A 14,217-nucleotide genomic window follows, 5' to 3' on the forward strand; every position below is an offset into this window, starting at 1 on the left:
GGGAGATTAATCGCAGGTGACAATCTTCATGGCCAGACCGCCACGAGAGGTTTCGCGGTATTTGGCGTTCATGTCTTTACCGGTTTCGTACATGGTCTCGATAACTTTATCGAGGCACACGCGCGGCTCACTGGTGCGACGTAGCGCCATACGAGCAGCATTGACCGCTTTTACAGAAGCGATCGCGTTACGCTCGATGCAAGGAACCTGTACCTGACCGGCAACCGGATCGCAGGTCAGACCGAGGTTGTGTTCCATGCCGATTTCTGCGGCAATACACACCTGAGTCGGGCTACCGCCCAGTAACTCGGCTAAACCCGCAGCGGCCATAGAGCACGCCACGCCGACTTCACCCTGACAACCCACTTCCGCACCGGAAATAGAGGCGTTCATCTTGTACAGGGAGCCAATCGCGCTGGCGACCAGCATATAGCGCGCCAGTGAGTTAGCGTTTACTTCGCGAATAAACTTGTCGTAGTACGCCAGCACTGCCGGAACAATACCGCATGCGCCGTTGGTTGGCGCCGTGACCACGCGTCCACCGGCGGCGTTTTCTTCGTTAACGGCCAGTGCGAACATATTGATCCAGTCAACAACCGCCATCGGGTCGGTGGTGGTTTTGTCGCTGCTGACCAGCATACGGCGAAGCGCTGCCGCACGACGCGGAACGCGCAGTTTACCCGGCAGTACGCCTTCGGTGGTGATACCGCGCTCAATACCGCCGCGCATCACTTCCCAGACGTTGGCAAAGTGCTGTTCCAGCTCTTCTTTGCTGTGCAGCGCCAGCTCGTTTTGCATCATCAGACCGGAAAGCGACAATCCCGTTTCCTGACAGTGTTTCTGCAAATCGGCTGCGGATTTATACGGATACGGTACGTTAACTGGCGCGCTATTCGGCAAACCAAAATGTTCTTCATCAACGATGAAACCACCGCCGATGGAATAGTAGGTCTGGCTGTAAATGGCCTTTTCGCCCGCCAGTGCCGTAATACGCATCCCGTTCTCATGGAGAGACAGGTTGTCGGCATGAAAATTCATGCACTTGTCTACCGGGAATTCGACTTCATGCTGACCATTTGCCAGCAGCAAGCGCCCGTGGGTATTCACATCCTGAATAAAGGAGGGAATAGAATCGATGTCGACGGTGTCCGGCAGATTTCCCGCCAGGCCCATAATAATGGCGATGTCGGTATGGTGACCTTTCCCCGTCAATGACAGTGAGCCATAAACATCAACGACGACGCGGGTGACATCAGTGAGTATGTTGCGTGCAATCAGGTCATCCGTGAATTGTTTGCCTGCTTTCATTGGTCCGACGGTGTGAGAACTGGAAGGGCCAATGCCGATTTTGAAGATATCGAATACGCTAATCATAAGGCATCCATTGCGGTGGTGTCGGAAAGAGGCGCCGCCCGCAAGCGGCGCTTAAGAACTAGCTGAACAGAGAGTAGAAAATCGCAGAGATAGCAATCAGACCCATCACGACAACGAAGACGTTGCTGATGTGGCCGCTGTACTTACGCATTGCAGGTACTTTCTGAATAGCATACATCGGCATCAGGAACAGAATCATCGCGATGATTGGGCCGCCCAGGGTTTCAATCATGCCCAGGATGCTTGGGTTCAGGGTTGCCACGATCCAGGTGGTAACCAGCATGAACAGCGCAGTGATTTTGTTCAGTTTGTTGATTTCGATGGTTTTACCTTTACCACGCAGAGACTTAATCACCATACCGTTAAAGCCTTCACGTGCGCCCAGGTAGTGGCCCAGGAAGGATTTGGTGATAGCAATCATCGCAATGATCGGCGCCATCCATTCGATAAACGAGACGTTAAAGTGGTTTGCCAGGTAAGACAGAATCGAGATGTTCTGTGCTTTCGCGGCAGCCAGGTCTGCTGGGGTCAGGCTCAGTACGCAACTGAAGACGAAGAACATGACCGTCAGCACCATCATCACGTGTGCGCACGCCAGGATTTTGGAACACTTCTTCTCAGCTTCCTGACCGTACTCTTCACGTTTCGCGACTGCGAAAGAGGAGATGATCGGGGAGTGGTTAAAGGAGAAGACCATCACCGGGATTGCCAGCCACAGGGTCATCCACAGACCTTTACCGGTCGAAGCAGCGGAATCAAAGGAAAGTGTTTCCAGCGCCGCGCCGCTCCACTGAGGGATCAGGTACAGTGCCAGCAGCATCAGGGCTGCAACGAACGGGAACACCAGAATACTCATCGCCTTAACGATCATCTGCTCACCGAAGCGAACGATAGTCATCATACCGATGATCAGGATCAGCGACAGAATCGCACGCGGCGGCGCTGTCATCTGTAACTGGTGAGTCATGAAGCTTTCAACGGTGTTGGTGATTGCCACGCTGTAGACCAACAGAATCGGGTAGATAGCGAAGAAGTAGAGCAGGGTAATCAGTTTACCTGCGCCAACGCCGAAGTGTTCTTCAACAACTTCAGTGATGTCTTCGCCCGGGTTTTTACCGGACAGCACGAAGCGAGTCAGGCCGCGGTGGGCAAAGAAGGTCATCGGGAAGGCGAGGATCGCCATGATGATCAGCGGGATCATACCGCCAACGCCGGCGTTAATAGGCAGGAACAAAACGCCTGCGCCGATTGCTGTGCCGTACAGACCCAGCATCCACATGGTGTCTGTCTTGCGCCATCCGCTGCGGGTCTGGCCCGTAACGACAGTGCTGGTTTGAGTGGTTTCCATCTGTTTCTCCTGGAGGAATTTAAATGTCAGTTTTTTGGACTTAGCCAAAAAAAGAAGACTGACCGTAAAATGAAATTCGTTAAGCGACGATTTTTATATAATTTTTCGCCGTAATTATTTGAGGGCGGAAAGATACATTTAAGTTATGAATGTATCAGTGATCGCGATCTCAAATGCCATAATCCACCTTTTATGTGGATAAATTTGGACCATTAATCTGTCAAAAAATCATCAAAGCGGATTTATGGGCGCGAAGGCTACCATTAACGAGATATGTCCAGAAAGAGCAGGTCGCGAGATACCCATAATTGGTCGTAAATTGTGCTGTTTTTGGTGAATTATTGCGATTAATGGCGATTTTTTGTGATAAATCACGGTTTCACTTGCAGGGTAAACGTTTGCGTTTTTCGGGGTTTTAGTGGAAAGATAAGCAGAATTAACGAATGGGGATTTGCTATGTGACTGGTATCACTAAAAAATCTGGTTCTGCGGGCAAAGCGTGAGGCCCGACAGCTGGCGCTGCCGGGCATGAGAATTACCTGCAAATTTCGTAGCAGGGGATATAGGCGGAGCCAGGCAGCTTCATGCGGTGTTGCGCGACAAAGCCCTGTAGCAGGTCATCCATACGGCGCATCATCTCGCGATCGCCGTGGATTTTATACGGACCAAATTCCTCAATGGCGCGAATGCCAACCTCTTTGACGTTACCCGCAACAATACCGGAGAAGGCGCGACGCAGGTCTGCCGCCAGGATCTCAACCGGTTGATCGGGATACAGTTTCAGGTTCGACATGTTGTCATGCGATGGCTCGAACGGCAGTTGCAGATCCGGCGCAATACGAATGGACCAGTTAAAGCTGTAAGCGTCACCGGTATCACGACGGTTCTCTTTGACCAGCGGCATCGCTTTTTTCATCAGTCGCGCCACTTCCGCCGCGTCGTCAACGATGATGCGATAATGACGTCGCGCTTCCTCGCCCAGCGTGTGCACAACAAACTCATCAAGCACGCGGAAGTAGTCCGCACTCTCTTTGGGTCCGGTGAGGATCAGCGGCAGAACCTGATCTTTATTCGCCGGGTTCATCAGTATTCCCAGCAGATACAATAACTCTTCCGCCGTGCCGACGCCGCCAGGGAAGATGATGATACCGTGGGCGATACGAACAAACGCCTCTAGCCGTTTTTCAATATCGGGCATGATGACCAATTCATTGACCAGCGGGTTAGGCGGTTCCGCCGCAATGATGGACGGCTCCGTCATACCGATAAAACGACTGTCTTTATAGCGTTGCTGTGCGTGACCTACTGCGGCGCCTTTCATTGGGGCTTCCATCGCGCCCGGCCCACAGCCGGTACAGATGTTCAGCTCACGCAGACCTAACTGGGTACCAACGCGACGCGCGTACAGGTACTCATTTTCGTTAATGGAGTGACCGCCCCAGCACACCACCATATTCGGCGCTTCCCCGACGTGCAGCGCACGGGCGTTACGCAGAATGGAGAACACGAGGTTGGTAATGTGCACGGAACTGTCGAGATTCAGGTGTTGAAAACGACCCGCGTTATGAATTTGACCGTTGACAAAAAGAATGTCGCGCAGCACGGCAAACAGGTTGGCCTGCAGAGCACGGATAATACGGCCGTCAACAAAAGCGTCTTCAGGTGGGTTGATCAATTCCAGCTTCACGCCACGCTCGCGACGGAGCACGTTGATGTCGAAATTTTCAAAGCGAGACAGCAATTCTTTGCTGTTGTCGGTCAAACTGCCGGAGTTCAGTACAGCAAGAGAACAGTTACGAAACAGTTGATAAAGGTCGCTGCTGGCGGTGCGTTTAAGCATATCGACTTCCAGCTGCGACAACATGTCCATTGAGCCAAGCGGGCTAATATGTGTAATCAAGTAAACTCCTTATGGGACGCAACACGCCATTCCCTAATGATTACAATAGCGCTGGCTTATGACCTTTCACAACCTTGCGCGCGGAATCCGACGCGCAAAATTGAGAAAAAAATTACTGACGGACCAGTCTTCCGATGGCAGGTACGAAATCGGTGTTGGTACGCCAGGGGTTAATGTCCAGGCCGCCGCGTCGTGTGTAGCGCGCGTAGACACTCAGTTTCTCTGGCTGGCAGAAGCGCAAAATGTCATTGAAGATCCGCTCCACACACTGTTCGTGGAACTCATTGTGATGGCGGAAAGAGACCAGGTAACGTAGCAATTTCTCACGATCTATTTTTCGACCGCGATACTGAATTTGTATGGAACCCCAGTCTGGCTGGTGAGTGATCAGGCAGTTGGATTTCAACAAGTGACTGACCAGCGTCTCTTCCACTACTTTCTCACCGCTGGCGGCATTTTCCAGATAGTCGGTGCTGAACTGGTAGTTATCAATGGCGATATCCTGGTCGTCGATGCAGCTACCGTGGAAATGGGCGATGGGTAGCCCTTCCAGTTCATCAAGCCGGTACAGCGCAACGCTGACATCGCCCTGGGCGCAGGCGCGCAGATCGTTTTCCAGCGTTTGGCGGACATCCTCCCAGCTGTCAAAGCGTGTCTGGTTAAAGCTGTTCAGGTAGAGCTTAAAGCTTTTTGATTCAATCAGATTGAGGCTGGTGTAATCCAGCTCGACATGACCCACGGCAACTTGCGGCAGCCCTTTCGCATTCAGCCATGACAGTTCATACAACGTCCAGATATCCGCGCCATGAAAAGGCAGATTATCTGCTTTTAAATCCAGCGGATCGCGATTCAGGCTGCGCGGGACGCCCTGCAACAAACTTGCGTCGTAAATATCCCGGTAATCTGTTGATTTACCGAGAGTCAGGCCGTCAAGCGCCTGATGGTTTTCGTAAGAAGACATGTTTCACCGTCATAAACCAGATACACTATGTGTCAAGTGTATCCTGGCTTTTGTTAAGAGAGAAATCGGTGGACGAACAGACAGCACAGGCCCTGAAGGCCTTTACAACACGTTACTGTGATGCCTGGCATGAAAAAAACGGCAGTTGGCCGCTGAGTGAAGAACTCTACGGCGTTCCTTCACCCTGCATTATTTCGTCAACCAGTGAGGCCGTGTTCTGGCAGCCGCAACCTTTTGAAGGCGAGGCAAATGTAAACTCGGTTGAACGGGCTTTTGATATTGTGATACAACCCGCAATTCATGCGTTTTATACCACCCAGTTTGCCGGGGATATGCCCGCGCAGTTTGCCGATGAGACATTGACGCTGCTGCAAACCTGGAGTGTGGATGATTTCAGACGCGTTCAGGAAAACCTGATCGGTCATCTGGTCACGCAGAAACGTCTCAAGTTATCGCCGACGCTGTTTATTGCCACCCTGGAAAATGAACTCGAGGTCATTTCGGTGTGCAATCTGTCTGGAGAAGTGTGCAAAGAGACGCTGGGCACGCGTAATCGTACTGTCCTGGCCGCCTCTCTTGCGGATTTTCTCACTCAGCTTAAACCTCTTCTGTAATCCCCATCGCCCATTTCTTTGTGAGAGATCTCTTACAAACCCTGTAAGAGATCGCCAGGATATAAGTAAAGGCTTAACCCCATAAGAAAGAGTTTAATTAATATAAATCATACAGTTAATGTTTCAATGTTCACTTTCAAATGAAAATATCCTTAAGGTATTGCCTGTAAGTGCCTTGTAAGACATGACGAAACAGGCGATTCTATGTCTGTCGACAAGGAGTCGCACACCGAAGTGAACATCAGGATGATGACACTTCAGCAGGACACACCAGGACGGTGTAGCAAGGAAAGGCTTCAGGATGAAGTGAAGAGGACAGCGCAGGATGCGTTAAAGGACACCTCCAGGAGGGAGAACGAGAGCCGGTCAGGATGTTCGGTGGGTCAGGATGGCCAGGAAACTTCAGGATGAAGTTAATCGCACTGGGGTGGTGTGAAGCAGGATGCTGATGTTCAGGATGAACAGGTCGCAAGACCACAGGAAAAGTTGTCATGGATGAGCAGGGAGCACTAAAAGTAGCTGGATGGCTGCGAAACGAACCGGGAGCACTGTTTATACAGTGCTCCCTTTTTTTATTTGCCCGTCTATAAATGCTATTCTTCGCGCCAATTTTTCATCAATGAGGTTTTTATCGTGACGACTCATGAACGTGTGCGCCAGCAGTTACATGCGCTTGAAGCTCTGCTGCGTGAACATCAACACTGGCGAATGGACGAACCACAAGCTCACCTGTTTACCAGCACACAGCCTTTTTGTATGGATACCATGGCGCCTGTCGAATGGTTGCAATGGGTGCTGATCCCCCGTATGCATGCGTTGATCGACAACGCGCAGCCGCTCCCCGAAGCCTTTGCTATTGCCCCTTATTATGAAATGGCGCTGGAGGCCGATCATCCGCAGCGCGAGGTACTCCTGCAGGCATTGCAAGAACTGGATGCGTTGTTCACGAGCGATAAAGCCTGATGCTGGAAATTCTGTATCAGGACGAGTGGCTGGTTGCCGTCAATAAGCCCTCCGGTTGGTTAGTTCACCGAAGCTGGCTGGATCGCGATGAAAAAGTCGTGGTGATGCAAACGGTGCGTGACCAGATTGGCCAGCACGTATTTACCGTTCATCGACTCGACAGACCCACCTCTGGCGTACTGCTGATGGGATTATCCAGCGAAGCCGGGCGTCGGCTTTCACAGCAATTTGAACAGCACCAAATCCAGAAACGCTACCATGCGATAGTCCGTGGCTGGTTAATGGATGACGCTGTACTGGATTACCCGCTGGTGGAAGAGCTGGATAAAATTGCCGATAAGTTTGCCCGCGATGATAAAGGCCCGCAGCCTGCGGTGACGCATTATCGCGGCCTGGCGACCGTTGAAATGCCGGTGGAGACCGGGCGTTACCCAACGACCCGTTATGGTTTAGTCGAGCTGGATCCCAAAACGGGTCGTAAGCACCAGCTCCGGCGCCATCTGGCGCATTTGCGCCATCCCATCATTGGTGATAGCAAACACGGTGATTTGCGCCAGAACCGCAGTGCCGCAGAGCATTTTGGTTGCCAGAGATTGATGCTGCATGCGAGCCAGCTTGAGCTGATACATCCATTCACTGGCGAACCGCTGACGATTCGCGCCGGGCTGGATGCGGTCTGGATGCAGGCGTTATCACAGTTTGGCTGGCGCGGACTTCTCCCTGAGAATGAAAGGGTTGAGTTTAGTGAGCTCTCCGGTCAGGATGAGAATCATCAGGTTTAATTCAGGGAGAAAATCGTCATGGCGGAAATTGGTATTTTTGTCGGCACAATGTATGGAAACGCGTTGCTGGTCGCGGAAGAGGCGGAAGCTATCCTTACCGAGCAGGGTCATAAAGCTACGGTGTTTGAAGATCCCGAATTGACCGACTGGCAGCCGTATCTGGAGAAAGTCGTTCTGGTAGTGACCTCAACGACAGGTCAGGGCGATCTTCCCGACAGTATTGTGCCGTTGTTCCAGGGCATCAAAGAGAGTCTCGGCTTTCAGCCAAATCTACGCTATGGCGTGATTGCACTGGGCGACAGTAGCTACGCCAATTTCTGTAACGGCGGTAAACAATTTGATGCGTTATTGCAGGAACAACGCGCGCAGCGCGTGGGTGAAATGCTGCTGATTGATGCAGGCGAACACCCGGAACCCGAAAGCGAATCAAATCCCTGGGTTGAACACTGGGGCACGTTACTCTCCTGAAGCAAAGCCCCCAATGAGGGGGCATCCTCTCTTTTTTGCCACTCAACAAAACGTGATGCACCAGCTGCCGCCTGTGACGTTCAGTGTGCGCGAGCGTTAGGCATCTGCACCAAAAGCGGCGCCTGGTAAGATCACGGCTATCGATACGCACTGGATTTGGCTGGAAGGCAATCAACGCCTGACCAAAGAACCGTTTGAAATTAAAGGCGATATGGACCAGGTGATGAAAGCGCACGAGTTGTATCAGCAACACGGTCTGGGGCGCGTGATGACGCCATGGGAATGCAGTACCTGACCCCTAACTGGACATTCGACAACAAGCGCCCGTGCATGGTACGCTAAGAGTCATGGTACCGCTCCCACGGAAAGCGGTTCTTCTCTCGGTGTATGCTTAACAGAGTCAACATGCATTAAGGATGCTTTATGAAAATAGTGATCGCGCCGGACTCATATAAGGAAAGTTTGAGTGCTCTTGAAGTGGCGACCGCCATCGAGCAGGGGTTTCGCGAAATCTGGCCTGATGCGGATTACGTGAAGATTCCGGTTGCTGACGGTGGAGAAGGAACGGTCGAGGCTATGGTGGAGGCGACGGCGGGTCGTATTGTTCGTGTTAAGGTGACGGGACCTTTGGGAAAGCCTGTTGACGCATTTTACGGATTGTCTGGCGATGAGCGCTCGGCCTTCATCGAAATGGCCGCCGCCAGCGGTCTGGAACTCGTCCCACCGGGACTGCGCGATCCGCTAAAAACGACCTCGTGGGGGACGGGAGAGCTTATTCGCCACGCCTTAGATGCGGGCGTCGAACACATCATTATCGGCCTTGGCGGCAGCGCCACAAATGATGGCGGCGCGGGCATGATGCAGGCGCTGGGCGCAAGATTACTGGATTCCCGGGAAAACGAGATAGCGCCGGGCGGTGCAGCGCTGGAAGCGCTCGCGCAGATCGAGATCGGTCAACTGGATACGCGCCTTGCCGCGTGCCGCATTGAAGTGGCGTGCGATGTGACCAATCCATTGACCGGAAAAGAGGGCGCGTCGGCTGTTTTTGGTCCGCAGAAAGGGGCGACACCGGAAATGATCGTACGCCTGGATAAGGCACTGGCGCATTACGCGCAGTTGATTGCCCGCGATCTGAATGTTGATGTCTCCGGGCTGGCTGGTGGCGGTGCGGCGGGTGGAATGGGCGCGGCACTGTACGCGTTTTGCGGCGCTGAATTGCGCAGAGGGATTGAGATAGTGACCGATGCCCTGCAGTTGGATGCCTGTGTCATCGATGCAGATTTGGTGATCACCGGGGAAGGGCGGATCGACAGCCAGACGGTTCACGGCAAAGTCCCCGTCGGCGTCGCCAGCATCGCGAAACGCTACAATAAGCCGGTGATAGGCATTGCCGGAAGTTTAACTGCGGACGTCGGCGTGGTGCACCAGCATGGCATCGATGCTGTGTTTAGCGTGATTTATAACATTTGCACTTTGGACGACGCGCTGAAAAATGCCGCCGAGAATGTGCGGATGACCGCGCGAAACGTGGCTGCGACCATCAGGTTGGGGCAACTTATACGCTGAATGTCTGTTGATGCGTCGCTTATCGGGCCAGGGCGTGTGAGCCATCAGGCCAGATAAGCCGTATTGCCATCCGGTCCTGGCGTTTTATCCCAGCATCTTTTTGGCTTCCCGCGCGACGTTATCCATTTCATCGAGCAGCTCCAGCAGTTCCGGCTCCAGCTCTTCTTCTTTAATTCCGCTACGCAGTTGTTGCTCAATGAACTGACAAAGGCTCTTCATGCGCGGTACGCCGCTGTAACTACAGCTACCATGCAATTTGTGGATTAAATCAACAAGACCTTCCGGGTTTTCCCCGACCAGTTGTTCTTCAATTTTATTGCGAACCTCCGGCAAAAAGGCGAGCAACATTTGCAGCATATCTCGCGCCAGGGAGGATTTTCCGGCAGCCTGCCTGAGCGCCAGTTGCCAGTCGAGCGTGGCATTCGGGTTGAAGATAAATTCGACCGGTTCGGGCGCTTGCAATCGGTTGGTAACTCCCGCCCCCGGCTTGTAGCGCAGCAGCAGGTTGTAGAGCTTCTCTTCTTCAATCGGTTTAGCCAGATAGTCGTTCATCCCCGCACTCAGCAGCTTCTCTTTTTGCCCCGCCATGGCATGTGCGGTGACGGCAATTACCGGTGTTTGCTGTTGGTGAGGGAGTTGATGAATCAGTTCGCAGGCGCGAATGCCATCCATATCCGGCATCTGAATATCCATCAGGATCAAATCAAACTGTAGCTGTTTGGCGCGGTCCACCGCCTGATGACCGCTGTCGCAAAGCTCGACGTGCTGCACGATATCTTCCAGCAGCGCGCCGATCAGCTTCAGGTTGGCGGGGTTGTCATCCACCGCCATAACCGACATCGCAATTTTACTTTCTTTAACGGGCAGGGACTCGACGCTTTTATTCAGATGGCAATATTCGCTCAATACCGGCAGTAAACGGGTGGACGTCAGCGGTTTCAACAGACAGGCGGCCGCGCCTCCCTGTTTGAGCTCTTCCGCGTTGATTTGGGCATGGCAAGGCAGCGCCAGGAGCAGGAATTCGGTCATTGATGCCGCTTTTGCCAGTCTTTCATGCTGCATGGTGAGTGGCTCGCGGAGCGTCACCGGCACGCTCAGCAGCAGAATATCGTAGTGATCGATCGGTAAGGCCGAAAATGTCGGGCTGTAAATCACCTCAAGCGGCGTGTCACTCAGCAGATCCAACGTACATTGCGCGGCGGTGGCATTAGGTTCGACATACGCCAGGCGTTTACCCGCCAGGCAGCGGGTCGAGGGACCATCGCTGATAACGTTAGGGTTGAGATCCAGATTGATGTGGAACCAGAATGTAGAGCCGCGATTCGGCTGGCTGTGGAAGGAGATATCCCCGCCCATTTCGTTGACCAGTCTTTGCGTAATCACCAGTCCTAACCCGGTCCCCCCGTGGCGGCGCGAAATGCTGGCGTCTGCCTGACGGAATGCCTGGAACAACCGCGACTGATCGCGTTCAGGAATACCGATGCCGGTATCGCGGATCTGCACTTCAATCTGCACCTTGGTGTTACTGAGCGCGCGTTTCTCCACCAGAATATCGATATTACCGCTTTCGGTGAATTTAATGGCGTTCCCCACCAGATTGGTGATCACTTGCTGTAAACGCAGCGGATCGCCAATAACGTTGTCCGGCACGTCATTTTTAATATTGAGCGTCAGCTCCAGCCCTTTATCGTGTGAGGAGTGGGCTAAGAGGGTCACGACTTCATCAAGCGCATTACGCAGCGGGAAGGGAATACTCTCCAGTATTAGTTTGCCTGCTTCCAGCTTGGAGAAGTCGAGCACATCATTAATGATCGCCAGCAGGTTATTCGCCGAACGTTCAATGGTATTCAGGTGATCGCGCTGGGTTGGGTTTAACTCGGTTTTCAACGTCAGGCGGGTAAAGCCAATCACGCCATTGAGCGGGGTACGCAGCTCGTGGGACATGTTCGCCAGAAACTCAGACTTAATGCGCGCGGCCTCCTGGGCGCGTTTTTTCGCCAGGTCCAGCTCAACGTTCTGGATCTCCATCTGCTCCAGCGTTTCGCGCAGATCCGAGGTCGCCTGATCAATGTTGTGCTGCATCTCTTCATGATAAGCCGCAAGCGACATCGCCATTGAGTTGATGCCGTTTTTCAGCATATCCAGCTCGCCCAGCATGAACCCTTCGACGCGACTGTCGAGCTGCCCACGGCGGATCCGATCAACGGTATTCACCATATTACGAATAGGACCGGTGACGTCGCGCATCAGCCGCCAGCCGAAAATTAACGCGATGCCGATGCAAAACAGCATCATGACGCTGGAAATAAAAATTTCTTTGTACTGCTGGAGTCGCACCGAGCGGAGATCCAGTTCCAGCGCCACATATCCCAACATGTTTTTGGTGTTTTTGGCGTCGCTCACCGCAGACTCATCCGGCGAATAGCTCTCGGAAATAATGGGCGTGCGAAGGATCATGATATCCCCGTGGCGGGTCACGCTTAGCCTTCGGGGGAACGGTGCGCCAGTGGCGAGCTGCATGTCTGTCGGGTCGAGGTGAAAATTCGAGGTGACGAACAGCCGGTTGTTTTCATCAAAGACCGAAATCGCCCGCACAATATCGGAATGACGGCGATGCAGGACGCTGATCAATTGCCCAATGGATTCGCGGTTCTGCAGATTCATGCCATATTCGCTGGAGACAGCAAGGGGTTCGATAATGCTGGCACCGGCATCTTCCAGTTGACGCTGCAAGTCGTTATAGCGATGCACGACAAAAAAGATACTGAGCAGTAAACCAATAAGGACAGTCGGTGCCAGGATCAGAATCATCATGCGTGCGCGCAGGCTGTAGTTGGTCATGGAGTTCCGTTATGGGACAATTAGGGTCACACTGTTAAATTGAGAAAAATCTCGTCGATGGCGCAATTCTACTCTGCAAAACGACGCGTGACGACGCGTCAGATCATAACCGTTACAGTCAATGACCTGGATCCCTTTGGCCAGGGCGTTGCTCGCCACAACGGAAAGGCCTTGTTTATCCCGGGATTACTGCCGCAAGAAAGCGCTGAAGTCGTTATTACCGAAGATAAAAAACAGTACGCCCGCGCCCAGGTTAAACGTCGTCTGAAAGAGAGTCCGGAGCGTGAAACGCCACGCTGTCCGCATTTTGGTGTCTGCGGTGGATGCCAGCAACAACATGCCAGCATTGCCCTGCAACAGCAAAGCAAAAGTGCCGCGCTCGCGCGTTTAATGAAAAATGATGTTTCTGACATCATTGCCGATTCTGCGTGGAATTACCGTCGTCGCGCGCGACTGAGCCTGAACTATCAGCCCAAAACGCAGCATCTTCAGATGGGATTTCGCAAAGCCAATTCCAGTGACATTGTTGAGGTGATGCAGTGCCCCGTTTTGGTGCCCCAGCTTGAGGCATTGCTGCCCGGTCTCAGGGCATGCCTTGCCGACCTGCAGGCAATTCGCCATCTTGGGCATGTTGAGCTGGTGCAGGCCGAGAATGGCACGCTGATGATCTTGCGGCATACCGGGCCATTAAGCGCGGCAGACAAAGAAAAACTGGAACGCTTTTCGCATTCTGAGGGACTGTTTCTGTTTCTGGCGCCTCAAAGCGACATACTTGAGCCGATTTCCGGGGAGGCGCCCTGGTACGATTCAAACGGGCTACGCTTAACCTTCAGTCCGCGTGACTTTATCCAGGTTAACGCCGGGGTAAACCAACTCATGGTCGCGCGAGCGATAGAGTGGCTGGATATCCAACCCGACGATCGCGTATTAGATCTTTTCTGCGGTATGGGCAATTTTACCCTGCCATTGGCAACGCGCGCGCGTCACGTGGTGGGCGTAGAAGGCGTTCCTGCCCTGGTAGAAAAAGGGCGTGAAAATGCGTTGCGCAACGGATTACACAATGTGACATTCTTTCACGAGAATCTCGAAGACGATGTGACTCAGCAGCCGTGGGCGGCTGAAGGCTTTGACAAAATCTTGCTCGATCCTGCTCGCGCTGGGGCTGCAGGCGTAATGCAACATATTATAAAATTGAACCCTGGTCGCATTGTTTATGTATCCTGTAACCCAGCCACGCTGGCTCGTGATAGCGAAGCGTTGTTGAGCGCAGGTTACCAAATTAAGCGGCTGGCGATGCTCGACATGTTCCCACACACTGGGCACCTGGAGTCGATGGTGTTGTTTGAGCAGTTGTAATGAATTACGGTTTGCTGATCCTGGCAGACCTGGTCCCTTAAGGA

General features: G+C 52.9%; 11 protein-coding genes and 1 pseudogene. 7 read left to right on the plus strand and 5 right to left on the minus strand.

Features of this window, described 5'->3' with window-relative positions:
• Nucleotides 1–6: 6 nt before the first annotated feature.
• From sdaB to queF, 4 genes are all read right to left on the minus strand, one after another.
• Entirely contained in the window at nucleotides 7–1,374 is a 1,368-nt protein-coding gene (gene sdaB, locus P2W74_RS04560; RefSeq protein ID WP_276294081.1) for an L-serine ammonia-lyase II, read from the minus strand.
• A gap of 58 nt (nucleotides 1,375–1,432) precedes the next feature.
• Complete coding sequence (locus P2W74_RS04565; protein WP_276294083.1) at nucleotides 1,433–2,722, minus strand: HAAAP family serine/threonine permease; 1,290 nt, start codon at nucleotides 2,720–2,722, stop codon at nucleotides 1,433–1,435.
• A 535-nt stretch (nucleotides 2,723–3,257) separates the two neighbouring features.
• Nucleotides 3,258–4,622, minus strand: coding sequence for a nucleotide 5'-monophosphate nucleosidase PpnN (gene ppnN / locus P2W74_RS04570; protein WP_276294084.1), 1,365 nt, complete (start codon nucleotides 4,620–4,622; stop codon nucleotides 3,258–3,260).
• A gap of 112 nt (nucleotides 4,623–4,734) precedes the next feature.
• Nucleotides 4,735–5,583: an NADPH-dependent 7-cyano-7-deazaguanine reductase QueF gene (gene queF, locus P2W74_RS04575; protein ID WP_276294085.1), complete on the minus strand. Its 849-nt coding sequence runs from the start codon at nucleotides 5,581–5,583 to the stop codon at nucleotides 4,735–4,737.
• Nucleotides 5,584–5,651: 68 nt separating this feature from the next.
• On the opposite strand from queF, the gene syd reads away from it, so the two are divergent.
• From syd to P2W74_RS04605, 6 genes and pseudogenes are all read left to right on the plus strand, one after another.
• Nucleotides 5,652–6,197 carry a SecY-interacting protein gene (gene syd, locus P2W74_RS04580; protein ID WP_276294086.1) on the plus strand — a complete coding sequence of 182 codons (546 nt, stop codon included), beginning with the start codon at nucleotides 5,652–5,654 and terminating at the stop codon, nucleotides 6,195–6,197.
• A 633-nt stretch (nucleotides 6,198–6,830) separates the two neighbouring features.
• Nucleotides 6,831–7,160, plus strand: a complete 330-nt coding sequence (locus tag P2W74_RS04585; protein WP_276294087.1) for a YqcC family protein — start codon at nucleotides 6,831–6,833, stop codon at nucleotides 7,158–7,160.
• Nucleotides 7,160–7,942, plus strand: a complete 783-nt coding sequence (truC, locus tag P2W74_RS04590; RefSeq protein WP_276294088.1) for a tRNA pseudouridine(65) synthase TruC — start codon at nucleotides 7,160–7,162, stop codon at nucleotides 7,940–7,942. Before P2W74_RS04585 ends, truC begins: the two co-directional genes overlap by 1 nt.
• An 18-nt stretch (nucleotides 7,943–7,960) precedes the next feature.
• Entirely contained in the window at nucleotides 7,961–8,410 is a 450-nt protein-coding gene (locus P2W74_RS04595; RefSeq protein ID WP_276294089.1) for a flavodoxin, read from the plus strand.
• Nucleotides 8,411–8,525: 115 nt separating this feature from the next.
• A pseudogene (gudD, locus tag P2W74_RS04600) lies at nucleotides 8,526–8,752 on the plus strand (glucarate dehydratase); the annotation flags it as partial.
• Nucleotides 8,753–8,833: 81 nt separating this feature from the next.
• Complete coding sequence (locus P2W74_RS04605) at nucleotides 8,834–9,976, plus strand: glycerate kinase (protein ID WP_276294090.1); 1,143 nt, start codon at nucleotides 8,834–8,836, stop codon at nucleotides 9,974–9,976.
• Nucleotides 9,977–10,060: 84 nt separating this feature from the next.
• Here P2W74_RS04605 and barA read toward each other — a convergent pair whose 3' ends face one another.
• Nucleotides 10,061–12,817 carry a two-component sensor histidine kinase BarA gene (gene barA / locus P2W74_RS04610; RefSeq protein WP_276294091.1) on the minus strand — a complete coding sequence of 919 codons (2,757 nt, stop codon included), beginning with the start codon at nucleotides 12,815–12,817 and terminating at the stop codon, nucleotides 10,061–10,063.
• Between the two features lie 57 nt (nucleotides 12,818–12,874).
• Between barA and rlmD the strand changes: the two genes are divergently transcribed.
• On the plus strand, nucleotides 12,875–14,173 hold the full coding sequence (gene rlmD, locus P2W74_RS04615) for a 23S rRNA (uracil(1939)-C(5))-methyltransferase RlmD (RefSeq protein WP_276294092.1): 1,299 nt from the start codon (nucleotides 12,875–12,877) through the stop codon (nucleotides 14,171–14,173).
• Nucleotides 14,174–14,217 lie beyond the last annotated feature (44 nt).

This window comes from Citrobacter enshiensis, assembly GCF_029338175.1.
Classification (GTDB): Bacteria; Pseudomonadota; Gammaproteobacteria; order Enterobacterales; family Enterobacteriaceae; genus Citrobacter_D; species Citrobacter_D enshiensis.